The organism is Desulfobotulus alkaliphilus, assembly GCF_007830435.1.
GTDB lineage: Bacteria > Desulfobacterota > Desulfobacteria > Desulfobacterales > ASO4-4 > Desulfobotulus > Desulfobotulus alkaliphilus.
In genome coordinates, this window is sequence record NZ_VLLC01000005.1 from 124,925 (window position 1) to 148,781 (window position 23,857).

Here is a 23,857-nt window from a genome sequence, read left to right on the forward strand (position 1 = left end):
TGACTCAGCCACAGTTTGCTGATCAGGGTGTTGCCAGGCCTATGGTGCGAGCTTTAACACGGGCAGGCGCAAGGCCTGCCCCTACGAATGGTTTTTACGACCCTGTATTGTGTAGGGGCACCCTTTACGGGTGCCCAATTACCTGCACAGAGGCTTATACCGGATAATCTTTTAATGCGGGAGAAAAGCGGGTCAGGGGCCGGATTCGTCTCAGCAGGGGACTGAGCCGGGTTCGGGCAAGCAGGGCCAGCAGGCCATCAACAATTTCTGCCATACCTTCAACCTGCAAAACTCCCCCATGGGCCAGTATCAGTCTTTCCACATCCAGATTGCGTATGCGCAGAAGGCTTTCTTCCATTTCATGGGGAATCGATACAGGAAAGGGAAGCTGAAAACGTCTGTTTACATATAATATAACGTCAGCAGCATACAGGGTCTTGCTCTGGGCATGGTAAAATACCATATCATGATTGGTATGCCCCGGAGCTGAAAGTGCCTGCCAGTCCGGAAATCCCGGAAGAAGGTCTCCATCCTTCAACACATGATCCATGCAGACTTTGCGCCGATAGTAAATATTTTTCCAGCGCTTTTTCATGGCATAAACAACAAAGTATCCCAGAGATATATCAATCTTATGCTGCAAAAACCCACCTGCCCCTGCATACCACCGGTTGATTCCTTCCGGGGCCGCCATAAGAAGACCGTACTTTCGTTTTAAAACAGGTGCTGCACCCGCATGGTCCGGATGGATATGGGAAACCAGCTGTAGCTTAACGTCCGTCCACTGTCTGCCAAGCTCTTTTTCCAGCATGCTTTCCATGGCCGGAACATCGCAGTGGCATCCCCCGTCCAGGGCCAGAACCCGGCCATCCGGGTAGAGAGCAAACAAGAGCGCCTGAATATAGCCTTCTGCCACAAAAATCCTCATTTATGCTCCACATGTTTATGCTTTTTCTAATTATTCAGAACATTTTTTTAAAAACCACACCTCTCAAGGCAGATGCACAGGCCCCCCATACTTACATAAAATCCTGCATCAGGACTCTATACCCAGTTCCTTCATTTTCCTGAAAAGGGTTTTCCTGTGAATACCAAGGGCTTTTGCCGTTTCCGCCTTTTTCCAACGATTCTTTTTCAAGACCTTTTCAATATAAATTTTTTCAAAACTGTTCAGGGCCTCTTTCAGATCAGGAAAGTGGCTGGTGCTATCCATCTCGGGCATGAAGTCCATATCCACCTCATCCATATCCATCTTACCGGACAGTTCAATACGGCCCATGGTCACATAGCGCTGAATGACATTCTGCAACTCCCTGATATTGCCCGGCCAGGCGTAAGACTGAAGCATGGCCATGATGTTGGGAGGAAGTACCGGCACACGGCCATCTTCTGTAAACTGCTCCATAAAGTGATAGATGAGCAGAGTCAGATCCTCCCCCCTTTCCCTCAGGGGTGGCAGATGAACGGGGATGATATTGATACGGTAAAAAAAATCTTCCCGCATCATACGCCGCTTGACAAGCTCCATGAGATTGCGGTTTGTGGCGCCAATGATACGAAGATCCGGCTGATGCAGCTCACTCCCCCCGACGGGAATAAAGCCCCCGCCTTCTATGGCCCGGAGAAGTTTTACCTGGAGGTTGGTATCAATTTCACCAATTTCATCCATGAACAGGCTGCCACCGCAGACCAGATCCAGATATCCTTTTCTGTCGGAAACCGCACCGGAAAAAGCACCTTTTTTATAACCAAAAAATTCACTTTCCATAAGCCCCGGAGGAATGGCACCGCAGTTAACCGGTATAAAAGGCTCTCTGGCACGATCGCTGAGATCATGTATGGCCCTTGCCACCAGTTCCTTACCCGTTCCGGACTCTCCATAGATCATCACATGGGCACTGGAAGCTGCCGCTTGAAGAATGGTATCATAGACCCTTTGCATGGCAGGACTTTTACCAATAATATTATGAAAACCATAGCGATCCCGAATGCTGGAACGAAGCCTGATATTTTCCTTACGCAGATCGGCTTCCCGCTGCATCAGATTTTCTTCGATACGTTTTCTGTCAGAAATATCTCTTACAATAACAATAACTTCATCTTCAACAAAAGCCACCACCCGGGCCTCATAATACATACGCCCCCTTTCTGAATCAAAGGGGAACTCAAAAATCTGCATCTCACGGGTGGAAATCGTCCGGTGAATGGCCTGCATGCAGGCACTGATAATCATCTGCGGAAAAATATCCCTTACGTTTTGACCCTCAAGGGTACAGATCCTGTTGGCACACCGCTGATCCTCAAAGGGCTTGTAATGCAGGCACAAACCATCGGGAGCAAGGAGGAGCATCATATCCGGCACGGCATTAAGAAGGGCGCGGGTTTTCGCCTCGCTCTGGCTCAGGGCCTGCTCTGCCATCATGCGTCGCTGAATATTATGGAAAAAAGTAAGGCTTGCCCTCTGCCCCTTCCAGTTGATTTCTATGGCATGAATTTCAAACCAGTTGGCTTCTCCGGATTTTTTAATGAGACGGAAAGGATAGACATCTGGAACAGGCTCATAGTTCATGCGCTGGGCATAACGCATCTCCACCATGGGAAGATCTTCCGGATGCACAAACTCCCGGAAGTGATGATCCACAAGCTCTTCGTGGGTATAGCCCATGATGCGGACACCAATGGCATTAACATAACGGAGAAAGCCATCCTGAAGAACAATGATGCCATCCGTTGTATTCTCAAAGACAAGACGGTCATCCGGATGGATGCGGTCTGCAACGGACATGCTGTTTTCTGAAAAAAACATTTTACTTCTTCTCCATAAAAATAAAAAAGACCTGTTCCGAAAGATTGACAAAAGCCAATCAAAGGCCTATAAAACCTGAACTTTCATCTGCAGTGCCTGGATGGCGGAACTGGTAGACGCAAGGGACTTAAAATCCCTCGGTCGAAAGGCTGTGCGGGTTCGATTCCCGCTCCAGGCACCACATAAAAACAAACACTTAAAAAAATCAAATCAGAAGTGTTTTTTTGAGCTTTTGAAAAGAACACAAAAAAACAAACTATGATGTTCTTTATTTACCCTTTTCCTTCCTGAAAGAAAAGGGGCTTTCTGCGCCTGCCAACAGAACCACCCACCATGCTGACCGAACAAAATAAACCCGCCGATGGACAGCACACAGAACCCGAAACTTATCATGGGGACTTCAAAATCAAGCTATCACAATGGCCAGCCCTTCGGTTTTCGTCACTTCCGGTAAAGCTTCGATTCCACCCCCTTATCTTCTGAGTAACTTCAAAAGTTACTTTATGACAAAGCGCCGTAACACGGCGTGGGTTGCTGTTCAGAAAATGCCCCATAAAACAGTATTACCCGATCCTCTCCCATAAAAAATATTGATTTTATTTCTTTACACACTTATTCTTTTTCAAAAAAGGTTTCAGGCATCCATAAAAAAAACGAGGTAAGGCTCTTAAAAAAGGCCTTCAGACTTGAAGTCTGTACCAGCTGGCTTCAAAGAAGTATGGCTATTTTCTCATAAAAAAACTGGCTCCTCTGTGGTGCGACCAGACAGTAACAAGGGCAGGAGACGAATAATGGCGCTTATTGAAGGTTTAAAGATTCAAAATTATCGTTCATTGCGTGACATTGCAATGGGACGGGTAGGCACAGATCAGGCATTACGAAACACGCAGCCCCTGACACCCTTAACTGTTGTCATTGGGAAAAATGGTGTCGGTAAAAGCTCGATTTTCGATGCTTTCGGCTTATTGGCAGACTGTATGGAAACCGATCTGGAAACGGCCTGTAACGCAAGAAAGCGTGGAGGCTTCGATAAGCTGGTTTCAGCAGGCATTGATGGGCCGATCTCATTTACAATATACTATCGTGAATCAAAAAATGACCGACCCATCACCTACGAAGTATCCATCGGAAAAGATGATAAAAGCGGATTACCCGTTGTGGTTTCAGAGCGCCTGAGGCAGAGACGAAAGAACCAATCCAAGGGCAGACCTTTATCCTTTCTCCATCTTGAATATGGCAAAGGAAGTGTTTGGGTTGGAGATGAAAGCCTGGAAGGTGATGATTTTGCGAGGCGCGAGGAAGAACTGGACCCACGTAAGTTAGGTATCGTGACCCTTGCTGAACACATTAAGGAAAATCCTCGGATCAAAAAATTCAAGGATTTTATTCAAAGCTGGTACTTAAGCTATTTCACGCCCGATGCCGCAAGGCAAATCCCACAGGCGGGTATCCAGAAACATCTGAACCTGCATGGCGACAATATTGGCAATGTCGTGCAATACATGGAGCGGAATCATCCCATCATTTTCAGGCGCATTCTCGATGAAATATCAGCAAAAATACCTGGCATCGGCACCATCGAACCCTATCGGGACACAATAACAAATAATCTTTATCTGCTTTTCAAAGATAAAGGCTTTGCCAGACCATTCACACAACAACAGATGTCAGATGGCACCCTCAAAATGTTCAGCTATCTGCTGCTGTTGAATGATCCAGAACCAGTACCGTTCATTTGCATCGAAGAGCCGGAAAACGGCCTTTACCATAAACTGCTTGAAACATTGGCAAGTGAGTTTCGTGAACATGCTACTGGCAGGAAACGGGCATCGCAGATTTTTATTACCACGCACCAGCCCTATTTTGTTGATGCCTTAGAACCAAACGAGGTATGGGTTCTTGAAAAAGGAAGTGATGGATTCTCTACGGTAAAAAGGGCAAATGAAATTCCGTTTGTTCAAAACATGGTCAATGAGGGACAGCCACTCGGATCCTTGTGGTACAGTGATTATCTGGATGCGAGGTAGCCATGCACTTTGAATTTCTTGTTGAAGGACAGGCGGAGTTGACTGCCCTCTCCATTCTGATGAATCGGGTCCTTGGTGATTATGGCCAACCCCACACATGGAGAATCCATAAGCATCGGGGAATCGGCCGGATTCCCGATGATCCGGGTTCCAGACCCAATAAACACGACCAGACTCTCTTGCATAACCTGCCATCAAAACTTCGTGCCTATGGTGATGAAGGTCGTGACGATGTAGTTGTTGTTGTGCTGGTGGACCTCGATGAGAGGCCTGATTGTGTCTCATTTAAAAAAGACCTGGTTGGGCTTCTGAACTATTGCCAACAGCAGCCAAAGGCACTCTTTCGTATTGCCATCGAAGAACTTGAAGCCTGGTTTCTTGGCGATCAGCAGGCAATCAGGCAAGCATACCCCGATGCCCGGCAAGAGGTACTGGACGCCTATGTTCAGGATTCCCAGTGTGGCACATGGGAAAAGCTTGCAGAGGCGATTCACCCTGGCGGCTTGACTGAATTAGGACAGCACGGCAAGCGATCTGTCAGAATTCTTGAACAGAAAAGAATTTGGGCAAAAAAGCTCAGTCCGCTACTTGATATACAAGCAAATCAGTCTCCAAGCTTCAGAGCTTTTCGTGATGGGGTAAGGAGAATGACAGCACCATGAACCTCCATGGCTATACAGCATGCATCACAACGACGTCTGCACGGCCATCGCAGAACAAACCCTGTGGAAAAAAAGTGTCCTTATCTGGCTTCCCGCCCAGGCTTGAGCTTGTGGCATGTATCCACCGCTCAAGCCTGAGCTTTATCCTTACACCTGCTCCTTCGCCAGAACCTCTCTGGCTGTATCCACGGCCTTTTGTACATTTTCCCTTGCCGTTCCACCGGCAGATGTTCTCCGGTTGATCATGCTTTCTACGGAAAGCGCCTCAAAAAGATCGTCTTCCACAAGATCAGAAAATCCCTTCAGCTCTTCAAAGCTAAGATCCTGCAGTTCCTTTCCAAGGGAAAGGGCGTAGGCCACGGCCTTGCCCACAACGCTGTGGCATTTTCTGAAGGGCAGCCCCTTTTCCACAAGGTAATCCGCCATGTCCGTTGCATTCAAAAAGCCCTTTTCACAGGAGGTCCGCATCCTCTCTGAAAGCACTTTCATGTTGGGCAGCATACGGATATAAATATCCACAACGGACTTGAGGGTATCCACACCGTCAAAGAGGGGGAACTTGTCTTCCTGCATATCCCGGTTATAGGCCATGGGCAGGGATTTCATGAGGGTAAGGATATTCATCAGATGACCGTAAACCCTGCCCGTCTTGCCCCGCACCAGCTCAGGAATATCCGGGTTCTTCTTCTGGGGCATGATGGAAGAGCCCGTGGTAAAGGCATCGGAAAGCTGAATAAAGGCGAATTCCGAAGAGGACCAGAGAATCAGTTCTTCGGAAATCCTTGAAAAATGCATCATGCAGATGGAGGCGCAGGATAAAAACTCTGCCACAAAGTCACGGTCTGCCACCGTATCCATGCTGTTGGCAGAAACCATAGGGAAATTCAGAAGACGGCGGGTCATCTCCCGGTCTATGGGGTGGGGGGTTCCTGCCAGTGCGGCAGCCCCCAGCGGCAGAACATTGATGCGCTTCAGGGCATCTTTGAAGCGTTCCGCATCCCTTGTGAACATCTCATAATAGGCCATCATGTGATGGGAAAAAAGCACGGGCTGTGCCCGCTGCAAATGGGTATAGCCCGGCATGGGAACTCCCATGTGGGCTTCGGCCAGATCCACAAAGGCCCTGCGCAGGGCATGCAGCCCTGCTATGATTTCTTCTGTTTCCCTGCGCAGCCAGAGCCTCACATCCAGTGCCACCTGATCATTACGGCTGCGGGCCGTGTGGAGCTTTCTTGCCGTATCCCCTATTTTTTCCGTAAGGGCCGACTCTATGTGCATATGGATATCTTCTAAACTGTCATCATGCACAAAACGGCCCTCTGCAATGTCCTTCTCAATTTCCCTTAAGCCCTTTTCAATGGCATCGGCTTCTTCGGAAGAAAGGATACCTGCCGCCACCAGCATGCGAGAGTGGGCAATGGAGCCTTCTATATCTTCCCGGAACATACGGGAGTCCGTGGCAATGGATGAGGTAAAGCGCTCCACGCTCTTGTCCGTGGGGATATCAAAACGCCCGTCCCATAATTTTTCCGCCATGATTATTTTTCCTTACGCTGCTTCCGAAATTAAATGTAGACAAAAACCGGACCGCCCCACCCCTCGCTTCGGGAGCCTCCGCCAGCACCCGGAGGGAGAGGGGAACAAAAGGTATCGTTATTCCTGGGATTGGCCCTATTTCTGCATCAGCCGCTGGATGCGAAGGCGAAGGGCATTGAGCCGGATAAAGCCTTCCGCATCCCGCTGCTGGTATACGCGGTCATCTTCAAAGGTGGCAAAGGCTTCGGAATAAATGGAATTATCGGACTTCCGACCCAGCACATAGCATTGGCCCTTGTAGAGTTTAAGCCGAACCACACCATTGACCACGGTCTGGGTTTCGTCAATCATGTGCTGTAAAAGGCGCATCTCCGGAGAGAACCAGAAACCATTATAAACCAGCTCCGCATATTTGGGGATGAGGCTGTCACGCAGATGGGCCACTTCCCTGTCCAGCGTAATGGATTCCATGGCCATGTGGGCCTTGCGCAGCACCGTGCCGCCGGGTGTTTCATAAACGCCCCTGGACTTCATACCCACAAATCGGTTTTCCACAAGGTCAATGCGGCCGATACCGTTGCGTCCCCCCAGAGTATTGAGGGTTTTCAGCATGCGGGCGGGACTCAGCTCCTCGCCATTAACGGCCACTGGATTTCCGGCACGGAAGGTGATTTCTATGGTTTCAGGGGTATCGGGTGCCTTTTCCGGAGCCACACTCATGGTGTACATATCATCCGTGGCTTCCTGCCAAGGATCTTCCAGCACGCCGCCCTCATAGCTGATATGCAGCATGTTTCGGTCTGTGCTGTAGGGTTTTTTAGGGGTATTGGGTACTTCGATATCATGCTTTGCGGCAAAGGCCATAAGGGCCGTGCGGGACGTGAGATCCCATTCCCGCCAGGGAGCAATGATGCGGATGTGGGGATCAATGGAAAAATAGCTCAGCTCAAAACGCACCTGATCATTGCCCTTACCCGTGGCACCGTGGCTGACGGCATCCGCCCCTTCCAGTTTGGCAATTTCCATCTGCCGCTTGGCAATGAGGGGCCGGGCCAGGGAGGTTCCCAGAAGATATTCCCCCTCATACATGGCGTTGGCCCGGAATGCAGGGAATACATAATCCCGTACAAACTCTTCCCGCAGATCATCAATGTAGACTTTGGATGCACCGGTTTTCAGCGCCTTCGGCTCAATGAAATCCAGTTCTTCCTCCTGCCCCACATCCGCAGAAAATGCGATGACCTCACATCCATAGCTTTCAATCAGCCATTTGAGGATAACGGAAGTATCCAGACCACCGGAATAGGCAAGCACCACCTTCTTAACATCGCTCATCAATTGTTTCCCCCCATCGGATACAGGCCCCTTGGATGCCTGATGGTTCATTAAGTTATCATTGGGCCACTTTTGGTATTCAAACAACCGAAAACAGATCCCTCACCCCGGCCCTCTCCCGGAGGGAGAGGGGGAGAAAAGAAATTTTTTCTTAAAATGGCCTTATTTATGTAATTATTCAGCACGGTTTATTCCGAACTGCCAATGCTGTAGTTGCAGCAGCTTCGTACTGTTGCAAGGCTCCGTGGCTATTTGCAAGTGACATTGCAATCGTTTCGGATCAGAGCTTTGTCCGGCACTCAAGCCATAAACTCAATGCCTACAATAAATAGCAATAAGCTTTTTCAGGCTTGAGTGCCGGAGTGCTAATAAGAAGCGGCAAACTGTCTGAGCCGCCACAAAGGCAGCGTGCTTAAGCCTGCCATGGTAATCAAAAAGCTTATCCTGCCTGTGGCGGGGAGTTTTTGCCGCTTCCGCACAGGGCAAGAAGCTCCCGAATAAGATTGCGTCACGGGCAAATAGCCTGGGGCCTGTGCATCTGTATGGTAGCTATGGTACCTGGAAAGCTGTGCTGAACAGTTACTTATTTATTTACTAAGCAATCCAGCAGAGCCGCATGCATGTGCATCTTGTTTTCCGCCTGATCCCAGAGTTCAGGATGGGATTCCATCACCCCGTCCGTAATTTCCTCCCCCCTGTGGGCAGGCAGACAATGCAGTACAAGGGCATCCTTTGCCGCCAGTTTCATGCCTGCCTCATCCACACAGAAGCCCTTAAAATCCTTTTCCCGTTTTTTCTGCTCTTCTTCCTGCCCCATGCTGGCCCAGACATCCGTGTAAACCACATCCGCATCCGCCATGGCCTCCTCCGGGCTCCGCACCACCTTCACCCGGCCGGGGGATCTTTCTTCCGCCAGTGCAAGCACATCGCCATCCGGATCATAGCCCTCAGGGCAGGCAAGCATCAGAGAAAACCCCAAAACCCCTGCGGCATTGATCCAGGACTGGGCCACGTTGTTGCCGTCACCCACCCAGGCAAATTTCAGATCGTTAAGTTTATCAAAGCCCCCCTTCATCTCCACCACCGTCAGCAGATCGCTTAAAATCTGGCAGGGATGGAACCGGTCGCTCAGGGCGTTGATCACGGGAATGGAAGACCATTTGGCAAACTCTTCAATGAGATCCTGGGCATAGGTCCGGATCACCAGAACATCAATATATCGGGACAGAACCCGTGCCGTATCCTTTACCGGTTCAGACCTGCTCATCTGTGTAGCTCCAGTGGACAGGAACATGGGATGCCCCCCCAGACGGGCCCAGGCAGATTCAAAGGAAACCCTTGTCCGGGTGGAAGCCTTGTCAAAGACCATCCCCATTACCTTACCCGCAAAGGGCCTGTCCACGATTCCCAGACGCCTGCGGGCCTTCATTGCCAGTGCCCTGTCCATGAGCATGCGGAAATCTTCCCGGCTCAGTTCTCCAAGATGCAGCAGATCCTTTTTCACCAGCTCTCTTCCTCCCCAGAAAAGCAGCACAGTGATGATGCGTGCTGCCGAATATTAAAAAATAAGGTAATTATTCAGAACAATTTATTTCGAACTGCCAATCCTGTAATTGCAGCAGTTTCGTACTGTTGCAAGGCTGCGAGGCTATTTGCAAGTGACATTGCAATCGTTTCGGATCAGAGCTTTGTCCGGCACTCAAGCTCTAAAACCAAAGCTCATTATGTAAACGATGCAGCCTTTTCAGGCTTGAGTGCCGGAGTGCGTCACGGGCAAATAGCCTGGGGCCTGTGCATCTGTTTTACAGGTATGGTACTTGGAAAACTGTGCTGAACAGTTACAAAAATATTGAAATATCAAAGCCCGGACAGCAGCGCCGCCAGAGTTTCTGTCATTTCATCAATTTCTTCCCTTGTAATGATAAAGGGGGGGGCAAAGCGAAGGGTGTTCCCCTGTACGCAATTGATGATAAAACCTTTTTCCATCATGGCTTTCACCAGAGGCGTTCCCTCACACGCAAGCTCAATGCCCAGAAGAAGACCCAGCCCCCGGACCTCCTTTGCCACGGGCAAAGAAAGCAGGCCTTCCAGTTTTTTCTTAAAATACTGCCCCGTCTCAAAACAACGCTGTACCAGATTCTCCTTTTCCAGCGTCTCCAGTACGGCCAGCGCACCGGCAGTCACAAGGGGGGTTCCCCCGAAGGTACTGGCATGGGAGCCGGGCGTGAAACTTGCCATTACCCTGTCTTCGGCCAGCATGGCACCAATGGGCAAGCCGTTGCCAAGGGCTTTGGCAAGGGTCATGATATGGGGTCTGACACCGCTGTGCTCATAGGCAAAAAGGGTTCCCGTGCGGCCGATACCCGTCTGGATTTCATCAAATATCAGAAGAAGCCCCATTTCATCACAGATACGGCGAACAGCCTCAAGGTAACCCGCCTCCGGAACACGTACCCCGCCTTCTCCCTGAACAGGTTCCAGCATGATGGCACAGGTCTGATCCGTGATCACCTTTTTAAGGGTTGTGAGGTCGCCATAGGGCACATGGTCAAAACCTTCAAGGACAGGGGCAAAACCCTCCCGGATTTTTTCCTGACCTGTGGCTGAAAGGGTGGCCATGGTGCGGCCATGGAAGGACTTTTCCATGGCGATGATGCGGTGGCAGTCTGCCCCTTTGTGCTGGTGACCATATCTGCGGGCCAGCTTGATGGCCGCCTCATTGGCCTCGGCACCGGAGTTGCAGAAAAAGACCTTGTCTGCAAAGCTTCTGGCGGTCAGCCATTCGGCCAGCTTTACCTGAGGCTCCGTATAAAAAAGGTTGGACACATGCACAAGTTCTGCGGCCTGGGCTGCCATAGCCTTTGCCAGAGCAGGATGGCTGTGCCCAAGGCTGCAGACGGCAATGCCACTGATGAAATCAATATACTCACGGCCCGTTTCATCCCAGAGCCTTGTTCCCTCCCCCTTCACAAGGGTCAGGGGGTAGCGGGCATAGGTATGGGCCATGACCGCATCGGCCCTTTGTTGCAGATTATCCGTCATAGAAGCACTTCCGTTCCAATTCCCTGGTCCGTAAAGAGTTCCAGCAGCAGGGAGTGCCGCCGGGTTCCATTGATGATATGACATTTACCCACACCACCGGAAAGGGCGGAAAGGGCATACTCAAGCTTGGGAATCATCCCTCCCACAATGCTTTCATCACTGATCATACGCCGTACCTCACCCGTATCTATGGAATGGATGAGCTTTTTATCCCTGTCCAGCACACCATCCACATCGGTGAGAAGAATCAGCCGGAAAGCCCCCAGAGCCGCTGCAATGCGACAGGCCACCACATCGGCATTGATGTTATAGGTTTCTCCGTTTTCTCCAACGCCAACGGGTGCCACCACAGGAATGAAGCCCCTGTCCGTGAGGGTTTTCAGGATATCCGGATTGACATGGGTCACTTCTCCCACAAGGCCCGGATCAATGATTTCAGGCGGTGCGTCCCCTGCCCCCTCCTTCATGATGGTCATTTTCCGTGCAGAGACCATGCCTCCGTCCTTGCCCGTAATCCCCACGGCCCGGCCACCTGCCTGGGCTATCTGGGCCACAATGGATTTATTGACCTTGCCCCCCAGAACCATTTCCACCACATCCATGGTCTCTGCATCCGTCAGGCGCATGCCCCTTACAAACTGGGTTTTTATACCCATGCGATCCATGACCTCATTGATCTGGGGACCACCGCCATGCACCACCACAGGGTTGATGCCTATGTACTTGAGCAGGGTGATGTCTCTGGCAAAATCCATTTTAAGCTGCTCATCCACCATGGCATGGCCACCATATTTCACAACAATGGTGCTTCCAGCAAACTGGCGGATATAGGGTAGGGCCTCAATGAGAATGTCGGCTACGTTCTGTGATGGCATGGTGTTTTTTTCGCTTATTATAAGGTATCGGATAAAAATCTGCCCCAGGGAACAGAAGAATCAGAGAATAAAACGGCTCAGATCCTCATCGGATTTCAGCTCCGACAGTTTTTCCCGCACATAGGCAGCATCTACAAAAATATTCTTTTCCTTGACATCGGGACCATCAAAAAGGGGATCTTCAAGGAGGCGTTCCATCAGGGTATGCAGCCTTCGGGCTCCGATATTCTCCGTTCTGCGGTTCACGTCCTCTGCGATGGCAGCAATTTCTTCTATGGCATCTTCCGTAAACTCAAGGGAAAGGCCTTCCGTCTCCAGAAGGGCCGCATACTGCAAAGGAAGCCGGTTCTGGGGTTCCGTCAGGATACGGATAAAATCCTCTTTCTCAAGACTGTCCAGGGTAACCCGTATGGGGAAACGCCCCTGCAGCTCGGGAATGAGATCCGAAGGCCTGCAGATATGAAAAGCACCCGCTGCGATGAAAAGAATATGGTCGGTTTTGACCGGACCGTACTTGGTATTCACCGTGCTTCCCTCCACAATGGGAAGGAGATCCCGCTGCACCCCTTCACGGGACACATCCGGTCCCTTTCCGCCACTGCGGGCAGCTACTTTATCGATTTCATCCAGAAAGACAATACCTGAATTTTCCACAAGGCTCACCGCTGAACGCCCCACCCTTTCCATATCCACAAGGCGCTGGGCCTCTTCCGTGGCCATGGTTTCAAGGGCTTCTTTCACAGTCATCTTCCTGCGTCGGGTCTGCTTGGGAATGAAGGCTGCCATCATATCCCTGAAATTATTGCCCACATCCTCCATGCCGGTGCCGGAAAACATATCCATGACCATGCCCTTGGGCTTTTCAGTAATTTCTATTTCCACTTCCCGCTTATCGAGCTTGCCTTTCCGCAGAAGGGTACGCAGTTTTTCCCGCGTACTGCCCGCATCACCGGAGCCCACCATGTCAATGCTGCCGTCCAGCACCGGACTGGAGGTCCGCCCCGGCGGCAGCAGGGCATCCAGCACCCGTTCTTCGGCAAGGCTCAGGGCCTTTTCCCCTACCGCTTCTTCTTCCCTTGCCTTAACCATGGCAACGGCAATTTCCGTCAGATCCCGGATCATGGACTCCACATCCCGGCCCACATAGCCCACCTCCGTGAACTTGGAGGCCTCCACCTTGATAAAAGGGGCATCCGCAAGTTTTGCCAATCTGCGGGAAATTTCTGTTTTACCCACACCCGTAGGACCAATGAGAATGATATTTTTAGGTGCGATCTCATCCCTTAAGTGTTCGGGAACCTGCTGCCTGCGCCAGCGGTTGCGCATGGCAATGGCCACGGAACGCTTGGCTGCCTTCTGGCCAATGATATAGGCATCCAGCGCCTCAACGATGCGTGCCGGTGTCAGGTTGTCTGTGTCGGTGATGGCAGTTTTTTTTTCTTCTGTGAGGGCAATCTCGTTCATCCGATCTCCTCTATGGTGAACTGGGAGTTGGTATAGACGCAAAGGCCGGATGCAATCTCCATGGCTCCTTCGGCAATCTCTCTGGCACTTTTTTCCGTATGCCTGAAAAGGGCTTCTCCGGCTGCCTGAGCCGCTACGGACCCGGAACCGATGGCAATGACGCCGCTGTCCGGCTCAATGATATCCCCTGTACCGGAAAGAAGGTAGATGCTTTCATCGGAAGCGGCAATCATCATGGCTTCCAGACGGCGCAGCATACGGTCTGTGCGCCAGTCCCGGGCCAGCTCAACGGCCGCCCGTGTGAGGTTGCCGCCAAAGGCCTCCAGTTTGGCCTCCAGTTTTTCAGAAAGGGTAAGGGCATCGGCAGTGGCACCGGCAAAGCCCACAACAATTTTATTTTTATAGATTCTTCGGACCTTGCGGGCACCGTGTTTCACCACTGCGCTGCCAAGGGTGACCTGACCGTCTCCGGCCACAACGGTTTTATTGTCCCGACATACGGCAATAATGGTTGTGCCGTGAAAATTTTCCATATTCACTCCTTTGCACCGCTTCTCGGATGGGCCTTGTCATACACCGCCATCATCCTGTCCAAGGTCATGTGGGTATAGCGCTGGGTTGTGGAAAGGCTTTCATGGCCTAAAAGCTCCTGTACGGAACGGAGATCCGCCCCGCCGTCCAGCATGTGTGTGGCAAAACTGTGCCGGATGTCATGGGGAGACACCCGTGAAGCCAGTCCCGCACTTCGGGCCGCCTTTTCCAGAATGCTGCGGATGCTGCGGACACCAAGCCGTTTCATGCGGGTATTCCGGAATAAAGCCCCATTTTCATCATTAAGAAGGCGGAAAACCGCCATGCCCGAAAGGGCTTCCCTGTAATCTGCAAGGGCCTTCAAAGCAGGAAGACCAAGGGGAACCAGCCTGTCCTTTTCCCCCTTACCGGAGCGGACCCGAACCAGTTGCCGCTCTTCATCAATATCCGGAGCATCCAGACCCGCCAGTTCCGAAACCCTCAATCCTGTGCTGTAAAGGGTTTCAAAGAGGGCCCGGTTCCTGAGATCCTTCCAGTCCGAGGCAGGAAGCCCCTCCAGCAGCTGAAAGGTCTCATCCACCGTGAGCCAGCGGGGCAGATGCTTTTCCGTTTTCGGGGTAGAAATCCCTGCGGTGGGATCCGTTTCACGCAGATTCTGCCGGATCAGCCAGGCACAGAAACTGCGCAGTGCCGAAAGCCTTCTGCCGATGGTGGTTCTGGCCATTTTTCTACGGAACAGATCCGCCAGCCAGAGCCGTACCATGTCTTTATCCAGCTCAGCAATGGCAAGGGGCGCTTTTCTTTTATTTTCCAGAACATCCAGAAAATCCGAAATATCCCCTTCATAGGCACTGAGGGTATGCTTGCTTGCATTGCGTTCAGCCTTCAGGCTTTCCAGAAAAACAGGCAGTATTTCCCTTAAAATTCCAAATGCCATGGTCATACACCGAAAAATTCCGCCAGATCCGACCAGCCCCTGACCTCATGGAAGCCATGGGGCCTGCGGTTCCAGGGCTGAATAAAAAGGACCGGCTCAATGCCCGCCTCCTTCAGATGAAAACAGGTTTCCAGCCTGTCTTCCACAAAAAGCTTCTTTCCCCGGTTTTGCAGAATTTCCGCTTTGGCATCAAAACTTCCCGTAGCGATGACTTCACAGATATCCTCACCCATATGTAAGGTATCCTTCAGCCAGTGCTTCACGGATTCACCATCGGGCCGGGCTGTCACAAAAAGCAAAGGGCCGCTTTTGTCTGCCAGCTTCTGAAGGATGTCTTTCGCACCGGGCAGGGGGGCAAGGCGGTGATTGTAGTCCGCACTGACCACCCGTGTGATGATCTGTATCAGGGTATCCAGCTCCACATCCAGGCATCGGGTCAGATCATAATCCGTTATTTTTTCAGGATAAAGATCCGTCAACCCGAATTCCTCCCTGCCGATGGAGGCAAAGAGGCTCATGGTATCTGCCACAACCCCGTCAAAATCAAAGGCAAAGGCCTGATCTTTTAAAAATGACCGCCCGTTTTTTTCCAGTGAAACCACCATGGACATTCTCCCTGCTTGGCGTAAAAAACAAGCTGGAACCTTATCCCAGACAGAGAAAGGCTGTCAATAAACACAAAAAAAATCTGAATTACCCGAATGTATACTCCGAACGGTCTTTTTTGATACACGGGCCAGTCTTAAAACGATGTTAAAACACTCCTGAACAGCAGCCGGTACCGTATTGCTGAGTTTTGTAGATGCGCCATCCTGGCGCATTCTTTAAAGCGGCTGGAAGCCGCTTCTACTATTACAGTGACCTATGCAGTATGAAATATTTAAATGTTTCAAGGCTGACCGTTTGGAGTATATCATGCTTAAAGACTGATCACGGCACTTTCACAGGAAAGATCAATCAGTTCCATGGCCGTGGCATAGCGGGCCCCCTCAATGAGTTCGTCTTCACCGATGCGCCGGGCTTTGGCGCATGGTGTGCAAGCCAGAATAGGAACCTCAAAGGCCTGCAGATGGGCAATGAGATCCTGGGCAATGTCACCGGTGGCGGCCCTCAGATTGTCCGCAAGGCCTTCTTTGGCAATAAATACGGCATCACCCAGAAGAAAAACCGCCACATCCCTGCCCTGTTTCTGGGCCACGGTGGCCAGATGCAGGCCGCGGGTGGCACGGTTGGGATTGTCAAGGCCACAGGAAATCACAATCAGAACTTTTTCAGACATAACAACCTCCTTGGGGAAAAATCATACAAGGTAATTATTCACCACAATTTATTCAAAAATTCCAATGCTGTATTTGCAGCTGCTTTGTACTGTTGCAAGGCACCAAGGCTATTTGCAAGTGACATTGCAATCGTTTCGGATCAGAGCTTTGCAGGCCTGTGCGAAAGAAGCGGCAAACTGTCTGAGCCGCCACAAAGGCAGCGTGCTTAAAGCCTGCCATGGTAATCAAAAAGCTTATCCTGCCTGTGGCGGGGAGTTTTTGCCGCTTCCGCACAGGGCAAGAAGCTCCCGAATAAGATTGCGTCACAGGCAAATAGTCCGGGTGCCTGTGCACCTGCCTGACAAGTAGGACATTAAAAAAATATGCTGAACGATTACAATACAAATATATTCAAAAATTAGAGACCCAGAAACTCCATCACCTTACGCACGTCCTCCCAGGTATCCCGCTTCAGCCCCGGATCTTTCAGCATATCCGCAGGATGGTGGGTGATCATCAGGGGCAGGGACGCAAAGGAAAGAAAACGGCCCCTCAGGGAATGCAGGGGCTGATTGTCTCCGGAAAGAAGCTGCCCCGCCCTTTCGCCAAGGGCAATGATCACCTCAGGGTGCAAAAGACGGATCACATCGGCAAGAAAAGCCCTGCATGGCAAAGATGCATAAGATGGCGAAGTCTGGCCCGGTGACAGACGGCACATCCTTGTGTGGGTCACATAAACCGCATCCGGATTCAGTTTCATGGCCCCCACAATCTTCCAGAGCAGGGCACCGGCTTCCCCTCCCATGGCACTGCCCTCCCTCAGGGCGGCCCGGTCCGGCATTTCATCCACAAAAAGAACCCGCACACTGCCCGGTGGCGGATGCAGCAGCTTTCCCCGAACCGCAGCCGGAAGACCGCAATGGGTACAGGAGGCAACCTTTTTGACCAGCTCCGGAAAATGATCCGGCTTTCCGCCCTTGCCCCATTCCGAAAGAATTTCCAGCGTCCGGGGAGAAGCATGCACACCATCCAGCCCGATGTCCTGTAAATCCTTAAGGCAGATACCGGCATTCTCCAGACCTGCCAGTAAAAGTGCCCGTAAATTTTCTCTGCCGGAATGAAAGGCAGTGTTCAGGCCATCAGACATGCCCATTTCTCCGGGCATGCATGCGGGAAACAATGGCATCCAGAAGATGATCCGCCACCTTTTCCTTGGGCATGGCCTTCAGGGCGTTCTCACTGCCATCGGGATAAAAGAAGGTCACGGTGTTCTGATCCGAACCAAAGGCGGATTCCGGGCCGGTGACGAGATTGCCGACGATCATATCAAGATTTTTCCTTGCGATCTTATCCTTTGCATAGGCAGAAAGATCCCTTGTTTCCGCAGCAAAGCCCACAAGAAACTGCTGCTTTTTCCTCTGTCCAAGGGTGGCAAGAATGTCGGGGTTTTTTTCAAGCTCAATAACAGGCAGGCCATGGGTTTTCTTGATTTTATGATCCGAAGCATTATTCACATAGAAATCCGCCACAGCCGCCACCTTGATGATTATATCGGCCTCATCCATCCGGTTTTCCATGGCGTGGAGCATTTCACGGGCGGCCTGCACATGAACGCTTTCCACCCCATGGGGAATGGGCAGATTCACAGGGCCCGTCACCAGACAGACCTCAGCACCCCGGTATTCCGCAGCCCTTGCAATGGCATAGCCCATTTTGCCGGAGGAATGATTGGAAATATATCTTACGGGATCAATGGCCTCCACCGTAGGCCCTGCGGTCATGAGAACACGCATTCCCTTTAAGTCTTTGGGACGAAGCAGCTTTTCCAGCCGGTCTGCAATAAAGGCAGGATCAGGCAGACGGCCCGGCCCCGTCACCCCGCAGGCAAGATCACCGGAGTCCGGCTCCAGCACCGTCATGCCGGAAGCTTCCAGAAGGTCCAGATTTCTCTGGACCGGACGGGATTCATACATGTTGGTATTCATGGCAGGACAGATCAGAACCGGTGCCCTGACCGCCAGCATGAGGGTGGAAAGGGCATCATCTGCAAAACCATGGGCCAGCTTTGCAACACAATTGGCCGTTGCCGGTGCAATGACCACGGCATCGGCCCACTCTGCCCAGTCAATGTGGCGGATGCCGCCCCCCTCACTTTCGGCCATCACATCCATATATACAGGGGAGCCGGATATGGCCCGAAAGGTCAGCGGCCCCACAAAGGCAGCGGCGTTTTCCGTCATGACCACCCGGACAGAGGCCCCTGCCTTCTGTAGCAGCCTCAGAAGCTCCACAGCCTTGTATGCCGCAATACCGCCCGTCACACCCAGCAATATCCTTTTATTTTCCAGAGCACCCATAAATCCCTCCATGGTAAAGAAAACACTTCTCAGGGGTTCTATGGGATCAATAATTTTATGTCAATGCCGGTATCCCTTCCCAAAAAAGACAAACCAGAGCTTGCCCTCTTTTTTTCTTTGCATTAAGATCCTTATCATCATTATTCAAAAGGCTTTTCTTCGGAAGTGCCATCACCGCCTTCAGATCACCCTTTCACCCCAGCCAAGGACATCCCATGCCTTCCTGCCCCGCAGCACTTCAGGACAACTCCTATGATGGCAGAATTCTCAATGAGCCCTGCTCTGATAAGCTGCAGAAAAGGCTTGTGAATCTTCTGACCACCTCAAGAATCATGACCTCCATGAACCTGCCTGTCCTTCACTACATTGCCGCATGGAAGGATGACAGAACAGATATCTGGTATGAATTTGCCGATCCCCGTTTCTGCGGACTTTTCACCAGCCGCCTCCATCTTCTGGCCCCTGCCTTCCGCAAAGCCGTAGTGGAGCAGAAAGTCTACCCTTCAGACTGTGACGCCCTCCGGGTTGAAATGCTGGAGCCCCAGGCCCTGAATCAGGACCGGGCCATCCTGCGCAGCAAAAACATTGAAGATGGGCATTCGGAGGCCATTTACAAAGTGAAACTGCCAGATGATTCCTGTATCTGGCTGAAGGATCAGGCAAGGCTTGAGCGTTTTCCTGAGGATAAAATCACCCTGTCTGTGGGCGTTCTGACACCGGTTTCCAGAGAAATGGCCATGGAAGAAGCCCTGCGCCGGGCAGAAAAGGCCTTGAGCCAGAGCGAAAAACAGTTCAGGGATCTCTTTGCCCAGAGCAATGATGCCATTTTGCTTCTGAACCCTGAAGGGCGCATTCTTAAGGTCAATAAAAAGGCCGAAGAACTGACGGGACTTTCCCAGGAGCTGCTTGCCGGAAAACCGGCCTGTGACCTTTTCCCCAGAACCGAACAGGCCCAGATCCGAAAGGTGAGAGACGACATCGGTTCCGGCCGGAGTGTCCGCATAGAAACCCTGATGCTCAAAGATGACGGAACCTTAAGCGTGGATATCAACGCCCGTCAGGTAATCAACACGGATCACCCCATGATTCAGGCCGTTGTAAAGGATATCTCCATACAGAAGCGTCTGGAGGCAGAGCGCAGTAAAATCGAAAAATTTGACATGCTCAAAACCCTTGCCGGTGGACTGGTCCATGACATGAACAACATGCTTTCCGTGATTATGGGCAACCTTTCCCTTGCAGGCTTTGAAAGTGATCTGCCCCAGGGCACGGTTACCCTCCTTTCACGGATTGAAAATGCAACGGCCAATCTGAAAAACATTACCCGTAAAATGCTGGTACTGGCGGATGCGGATACGGGCGTACGCATTCCCGGCCAGATCCATGCATGCATCCATAAGGCCCTGGACATGCTGGGGCCCATTCCGCCGGAAGTCCGCCTTCACATGGATATTCCTGTGATTCTCCCGGCCTTTCCCATGGATAAAAAAGGGATTTCCGAAGCCTTTGCTTCCATTATGGAAAACAGTCTGGATGCCATGCCAAAGGGCGGCGTGCTCTCCATCGAAGTCCGGGGACTGCGCATTGAAACCGGTGATGACGATGCCCCCCTTCTGCTGAACCCCGGAGATTATCTTGCCATCTATTTCAGGGATACGGGTTCAGGCATCCGGGAAAAGGATCTGGCGAGAATCTTTGACCCATATTTTTCCACCAAAAGCCGGGATGCCCGCAAAGGAACCGGGCTGGGCCTTTCTCTGGCCTATGCCGTCATCAAACAGCATGGCGGCCACATCATGCCCCTACCTCCGGAAGAAGGGCAGGCGGGTACCACCATTGCCATTTACCTGCCCCTTTCCTGAGTCCGAATTTACTGCCAGAGCATACGCACCCTTCCAAGGCCGAACATGGTATTTTTTCCCACATGCAGGGCTTCGGCAAGGGACAGAAGGGGTAGAAAAGGAGTCAGATCTCCTTCATACAGGACATCACCGGTCAGCCCCCCCATGAACATCCTGCTTTCCTGACGGTTGGAGTAACGCTGCCAGTCAAACCAGCGAAGATTTTTTTCCCGTATCCGGATATTTCCTGCCATGCGTATCATTTCCGGATAATCCAGCTCCGGCTCACCATCGCCCCATGCATTAAAAAGGGATGACATGCGCCGCAGAGCCTGCCGCACAAAGAGATCAAAGGGAAGGTCTGCAGGCAGACGGCCATCCACCTTAAGCCTGAGGGGAGTATCCAGCACAATTCGCACGGCCTTTCCATGGGCAGGCCAGGTTTCAGGGAAGTCCCAGCAAAGCGCTTTCAGGTTTTCAGGCCTTGTCATGCTGTTGCCTCCATTCTCGTATACCGAAACTTCAGGAAAAAATGATTCTTCCACCCTTTCCAGCACAAAACGTCCACGCTGCCCCTGCAATCTCCTGCCAAGCCCTGCCTTTCCCATACGTTCAAAGGCATGGACAAAATAGGGGAGATAATCATTGGCAGAACCAAAAACCTTAAGTCCGCAGACAAGCCCGTCTCCGGGTTCATATCCCGTTTTTTCATCCTCAGGTGGAACAAATACCATGGGATGGGGAGGAGCAGAAACACGGCCCCCTTTTTCCCGGCCCACATCCGTTTCCGTTTCAAAAACCATGGCATAAACACAGCGGGAACTCAGGGAACAGTCACTGCATGTTTTGCAGTTTCTCAAAGCACATACAGCTGATTTTAAACTGTGACCAAAACCGCCCCTGAAGGTGGAACCCTTAAAGGGTGGGAGTTCCGCTGGAGTCTGAAATTTGCAAAAAAATCTGTAAAATCCGTAGCGCATGTCTGCCACTTTCTTTTCTTTTGGTATTTATATTCCGAAGGTTTATCCATGCCCATCAGTTTGATTGCTACCCGTTTGATTACTACCTGTACGAAAAAGGAAACCATTTTTTTCTCATTGCATTAAAACCGTGAAGCCAGTCAAGGTCTGCATTGTCAGGAATAGTAATTCCCCAGTCTTTTTCCGGAATGGAGCTTTGTACCATGGCCAGGCAGTTTGTGGCCCTTTGGGGATCGAGTCTTCCCATGGATGCCATTTCTGAAAGGGGCAGAAGGGCCATCATGCGTATGGTGGGGCCGCCCATCCTGTCCAGACAGCACCGCAGACTTTCTTTCTGGGCAATGAGAGCAGCCTTTTCATCACCAAGAGACCGGGCCATGCGGCCCACATTATGCCAGATCAACTGCCATGGATGACCCTTTTTTCCCAAAGCTTCTGGCCAGAGATTTTTAACAAGATACTCCTTCAGGGAAGAAGTCCCGGCTTCGGCACCAAATCTTGCAAACAATGCCCTTTCCCATGGGGTGTGCCTTTTTTTCAACATGAATTTTTCTGGGGAAATTCCTCCGGCAACCATAAGAAAGGCATCTTCTGCAGCGGCCTCATCTCCGGCATCGCAGGCAGCATAAAAAAGATAGTGAAAGGCCCTGATCCAGCTTTCACGCATTTCCGTGTTTTCCCTTCCTCCAAAGGCCCATATGGATTTTTCTGCCCAGTACACTGAAACCTCATAATTCTGCTGGAAACCGAAATGCTGGGATAAGGTACCGCAGAGGGCACCCAGCCCTGTATCAGCAGCAAGCCCGGCTCTTTGTTTTCTGATGGAAAGTTTATGACAGCTTTTTTCAACCAAAGGCATGACCCAGTCCGGCAAGGGCTCATCAAAGCGGTAGCGGTCATGGAATTTGTGGATCAGGTCAAGACTGATACCGATTCTCCATATATTTCGGCAGGTATCATCCCATTCCACAGCCTGCTGATGGCAGAGCATTTTTTCAGCCATGGAAGCAGCCCTTTCAGGGTGTCCCCTGCGAAGCTCCAGAAAAAAACAGGCAAAGGCCCAGAGAAAATGTAAGTTTGTCTGATCCGGCATCCTGCTGAGCAGGGGAAGACAGGAATCCTTGAGCAAAAGGGCTTTTTCCAGCTCACCTTTCACAATGCTTTCATGGATCAGAATAAAGATTTTTTTCCATGCTCCATCTTCCTTAATATAATCTTCCAGATGCTTTTGAAAACGTTCTTCCTGCACCATCCGGCGGAGTTTGAAAAAGGGAATTTTAATAAAATCATCAAGGCAGGCACGGGCATCTTTGCTCCATAATATCCCGGAAAAATCCATACCATCTTCAAAGGCTTCCATGCACAAAAGAGCATCTGAAATATTGTTTACCCCCAGACATACCGGATCGGATGATGCCCAGTGCGGCTCACAGCATGCCTCAGGCAGAAGAAAAAAACGCATCCGGACATTTTCTGCCCAGTCTCTTTTTTCCCTCAAACCAGCAACGGGCAGTATGTCACCATTTTCTCCCAGCCAGCCCGTAGCCCCCAGACCCACCGGATAATCTTTCTGGCGCTTCAGACTGCAAAAAGCCAGAAAAAAGGCCAGACCAGCGGAAGCCCCCTGCTGGGTCGCAGCACCTTCTGGCGTATCAACCGGCAGGATATGCACGCCCGCAGAAACTCCAGCCCATTCTGCTGCCCTCAGAATGCTTTCCCGAAAACTGTCATCCGCATCGTAGATAACCATATCCGCAAGCTCTTCATCGGCAAGAATCAGCCACCACCGGGGGGCACTATTCTGGAAAAACACAGGAAAGCAGAGACCTTCCACCCTGTCTTTAAGATGAAATGGAAAAGAAGCAGGGCAGATTTGCTTGCATAAGCCCATGATCCATGGGTCTTTCTGCATAAGCCCTTCCAGCAGAAGACGCCGGTGCAGCAGTATCCGGCAGGAAGGCCGCTTTTCTAAAGCCGCATCCAGCTTAAAAAACGCTTTTTCTGATTCCGGGTTTGAAAAATCAGGAAAGCGCTGGGAAGCATTCCTTAAAAAAGCACGGAAAACATCCGGCCCACCATGGGAATTCATAAGAAAATGGAGATATCGGATAAAAACTGAAGACATTAAAATCCATGATTGATTTTATTCAAAGCGACTGGAAGCCACTTCTACTTTTTCAGGCCTTCCCATCCTGCCAAAAGCCT

The 23,857-nt window shown here is 51.1% G+C and carries 19 protein-coding genes and 1 tRNA gene; 4 read left to right on the forward strand and 16 right to left on the reverse strand.

All coding sequences use genetic code 11. From position 1 onward, the window contains the following. Positions 1–154 precede the first annotated feature (154 nt). Positions 155–928 carry an MBL fold metallo-hydrolase gene (locus LZ24_RS04940; RefSeq protein ID WP_144682956.1) on the reverse strand — a complete coding sequence of 258 codons (774 nt, stop codon included), beginning with the start codon at positions 926–928 and terminating at the stop codon, positions 155–157. A 108-nt stretch (positions 929–1,036) separates the two neighbouring features. Next, positions 1,037–2,806, reverse strand: coding sequence for a sigma 54-interacting transcriptional regulator (locus LZ24_RS04945; RefSeq protein WP_144682958.1), 1,770 nt, complete (start codon positions 2,804–2,806; stop codon positions 1,037–1,039). A 94-nt stretch (positions 2,807–2,900) separates the two neighbouring features. Here LZ24_RS04945 and LZ24_RS04950 point away from each other — a divergent pair. From LZ24_RS04950 to LZ24_RS04960, 3 genes are all read left to right on the forward strand, one after another. After that, positions 2,901–2,987: transfer RNA gene (locus tag LZ24_RS04950), tRNA-Leu, on the forward strand. 610 nt (positions 2,988–3,597) lie between these two features. Next, a complete protein-coding gene (locus LZ24_RS04955; RefSeq protein ID WP_144682960.1) occupies positions 3,598–4,833 on the forward strand; it encodes an AAA family ATPase in 1,236 nt (411 codons plus the stop codon). Positions 4,834–4,835: 2 nt separating this feature from the next. Beyond that, a complete protein-coding gene (locus tag LZ24_RS04960; RefSeq protein WP_144682962.1) occupies positions 4,836–5,495 on the forward strand; it encodes a DUF4276 family protein in 660 nt (219 codons plus the stop codon). Between the two features lie 147 nt (positions 5,496–5,642). Here the strand turns inward: LZ24_RS04960 and argH are convergent, their stop codons facing one another. The 12 genes from argH to coaBC all read right to left on the reverse strand — a co-directional run bounded on the left by argH (position 5,643) and on the right by coaBC (position 18,831). Then, positions 5,643–7,031, reverse strand: coding sequence for an argininosuccinate lyase (gene argH / locus LZ24_RS04965; RefSeq protein WP_144682964.1), 1,389 nt, complete (start codon positions 7,029–7,031; stop codon positions 5,643–5,645). A gap of 135 nt (positions 7,032–7,166) precedes the next feature. Beyond that, on the reverse strand, positions 7,167–8,366 hold the full coding sequence (locus LZ24_RS04970; RefSeq protein WP_144682966.1) for an argininosuccinate synthase: 1,200 nt from the start codon (positions 8,364–8,366) through the stop codon (positions 7,167–7,169). 583 nt (positions 8,367–8,949) lie between these two features. Next, positions 8,950–9,870 (reverse strand): ornithine carbamoyltransferase, encoded by a 921-nt coding sequence (argF, locus tag LZ24_RS04975; protein WP_144682968.1) that lies wholly within the window; start codon positions 9,868–9,870, stop codon positions 8,950–8,952. Positions 9,871–10,223: 353 nt separating this feature from the next. Further along, positions 10,224–11,408 carry an acetylornithine transaminase gene (locus LZ24_RS04980; protein ID WP_144682971.1) on the reverse strand — a complete coding sequence of 395 codons (1,185 nt, stop codon included), beginning with the start codon at positions 11,406–11,408 and terminating at the stop codon, positions 10,224–10,226. Then, entirely contained in the window at positions 11,405–12,283 is an 879-nt protein-coding gene (gene argB / locus LZ24_RS04985; RefSeq protein WP_144682973.1) for an acetylglutamate kinase, read from the reverse strand. Before argB ends, LZ24_RS04980 begins: the two co-directional genes overlap by 4 nt. Positions 12,284–12,343: 60 nt before the next feature. Next, positions 12,344–13,747, reverse strand: a complete 1,404-nt coding sequence (gene hslU / locus LZ24_RS04990; protein WP_144682975.1) for an ATP-dependent protease ATPase subunit HslU — start codon at positions 13,745–13,747, stop codon at positions 12,344–12,346. Then, a complete protein-coding gene (gene hslV, locus LZ24_RS04995; protein WP_144682977.1) occupies positions 13,744–14,280 on the reverse strand; it encodes an ATP-dependent protease subunit HslV in 537 nt (178 codons plus the stop codon). Before hslV ends, hslU begins: the two co-directional genes overlap by 4 nt. A gap of 2 nt (positions 14,281–14,282) precedes the next feature. Next, positions 14,283–15,221, reverse strand: coding sequence for a tyrosine recombinase XerC (locus tag LZ24_RS05000; RefSeq protein ID WP_246118519.1), 939 nt, complete (start codon positions 15,219–15,221; stop codon positions 14,283–14,285). Then, positions 15,218–15,820 (reverse strand): 5' nucleotidase, NT5C type, encoded by a 603-nt coding sequence (locus LZ24_RS05005; RefSeq protein WP_186442938.1) that lies wholly within the window; start codon positions 15,818–15,820, stop codon positions 15,218–15,220. The genes LZ24_RS05000 and LZ24_RS05005 overlap by 4 nt, the downstream gene beginning before the upstream one ends. Positions 15,821–16,134: 314 nt before the next feature. Beyond that, a complete protein-coding gene (locus LZ24_RS05010) occupies positions 16,135–16,494 on the reverse strand; it encodes a DsrE family protein (RefSeq protein WP_144682981.1) in 360 nt (119 codons plus the stop codon). 398 nt (positions 16,495–16,892) lie between these two features. Continuing rightward, positions 16,893–17,621, reverse strand: a complete 729-nt coding sequence (locus LZ24_RS05015) for a uracil-DNA glycosylase (protein WP_186442939.1) — start codon at positions 17,619–17,621, stop codon at positions 16,893–16,895. Further along, positions 17,614–18,831 carry a bifunctional phosphopantothenoylcysteine decarboxylase/phosphopantothenate--cysteine ligase CoaBC gene (gene coaBC / locus LZ24_RS05020; protein WP_144682985.1) on the reverse strand — a complete coding sequence of 406 codons (1,218 nt, stop codon included), beginning with the start codon at positions 18,829–18,831 and terminating at the stop codon, positions 17,614–17,616. The genes LZ24_RS05015 and coaBC overlap by 8 nt, the downstream gene beginning before the upstream one ends. Before the next feature lie 215 nt (positions 18,832–19,046). Between coaBC and LZ24_RS05025 the strand changes: the two genes are divergently transcribed. Further along, the gene (locus LZ24_RS05025) at positions 19,047–20,693 is read left to right on the forward strand and encodes a PAS domain S-box protein (protein ID WP_144682987.1); all 1,647 of its coding nucleotides are present in this window, start codon (positions 19,047–19,049) and stop codon (positions 20,691–20,693) included. An 8-nt stretch (positions 20,694–20,701) separates the two neighbouring features. On the opposite strand, the gene cas6 is transcribed toward LZ24_RS05025, so the two are convergent. Both cas6 and LZ24_RS05035 read right to left on the reverse strand, forming a co-directional pair. Continuing rightward, positions 20,702–21,532 carry a CRISPR system precrRNA processing endoribonuclease RAMP protein Cas6 gene (cas6, locus tag LZ24_RS05030; RefSeq protein ID WP_186442940.1) on the reverse strand — a complete coding sequence of 277 codons (831 nt, stop codon included), beginning with the start codon at positions 21,530–21,532 and terminating at the stop codon, positions 20,702–20,704. Positions 21,533–21,734: 202 nt separating this feature from the next. Next, positions 21,735–23,777: a S16 family serine protease gene (locus LZ24_RS05035; protein WP_144682991.1), complete on the reverse strand. Its 2,043-nt coding sequence runs from the start codon at positions 23,775–23,777 to the stop codon at positions 21,735–21,737. Between the last annotated feature and the right edge of the window lie 80 nt (positions 23,778–23,857).

Bases quoted from the DNA above. Each gene is read 5' to 3' on its own strand.
- LZ24_RS05035 (WP_144682991.1), bottom strand. From the start codon at position 23,777: ATGTCTTCAGTTTTTATCCGATATCTCCATTTTCTTATGAATTCCCAT.
- LZ24_RS05010 (WP_144682981.1), bottom strand. From the start codon at position 16,494: ATGTCTGAAAAAGTTCTGATTGTGATTTCCTGTGGCCTTGACAATCCC.
- LZ24_RS04970 (WP_144682966.1), bottom strand. From the start codon at position 8,366: ATGAGCGATGTTAAGAAGGTGGTGCTTGCCTATTCCGGTGGTCTGGAT.
- LZ24_RS04945 (WP_144682958.1), bottom strand. From the start codon at position 2,806: ATGTTTTTTTCAGAAAACAGCATGTCCGTTGCAGACCGCATCCATCCG.
- LZ24_RS05025 (WP_144682987.1), top strand. From the start codon at position 19,047: ATGCCTTCCTGCCCCGCAGCACTTCAGGACAACTCCTATGATGGCAGA.
- LZ24_RS04960 (WP_144682962.1), top strand. From the start codon at position 4,836: ATGCACTTTGAATTTCTTGTTGAAGGACAGGCGGAGTTGACTGCCCTC.
- argH (WP_144682964.1), bottom strand. From the start codon at position 7,031: ATGGCGGAAAAATTATGGGACGGGCGTTTTGATATCCCCACGGACAAG.
- LZ24_RS04980 (WP_144682971.1), bottom strand. From the start codon at position 11,408: ATGACGGATAATCTGCAACAAAGGGCCGATGCGGTCATGGCCCATACC.
- argB (WP_144682973.1), bottom strand. From the start codon at position 12,283: ATGCCATCACAGAACGTAGCCGACATTCTCATTGAGGCCCTACCCTAT.
- coaBC (WP_144682985.1), bottom strand. From the start codon at position 18,831: ATGGGTGCTCTGGAAAATAAAAGGATATTGCTGGGTGTGACGGGCGGT.
- LZ24_RS04955 (WP_144682960.1), top strand. From the start codon at position 3,598: ATGGCGCTTATTGAAGGTTTAAAGATTCAAAATTATCGTTCATTGCGT.
- hslU (WP_144682975.1), bottom strand. From the start codon at position 13,747: ATGAACGAGATTGCCCTCACAGAAGAAAAAAAAACTGCCATCACCGAC.
- LZ24_RS05005 (WP_186442938.1), bottom strand. From the start codon at position 15,820: ATGGTGGTTTCACTGGAAAAAAACGGGCGGTCATTTTTAAAAGATCAG.
- LZ24_RS05015 (WP_186442939.1), bottom strand. From the start codon at position 17,621: ATGTCTGATGGCCTGAACACTGCCTTTCATTCCGGCAGAGAAAATTTA.
- hslV (WP_144682977.1), bottom strand. From the start codon at position 14,280: ATGGAAAATTTTCACGGCACAACCATTATTGCCGTATGTCGGGACAAT.
- LZ24_RS05000 (WP_246118519.1), bottom strand. From the start codon at position 15,221: ATGACCATGGCATTTGGAATTTTAAGGGAAATACTGCCTGTTTTTCTG.
- LZ24_RS04940 (WP_144682956.1), bottom strand. From the start codon at position 928: ATGAGGATTTTTGTGGCAGAAGGCTATATTCAGGCGCTCTTGTTTGCT.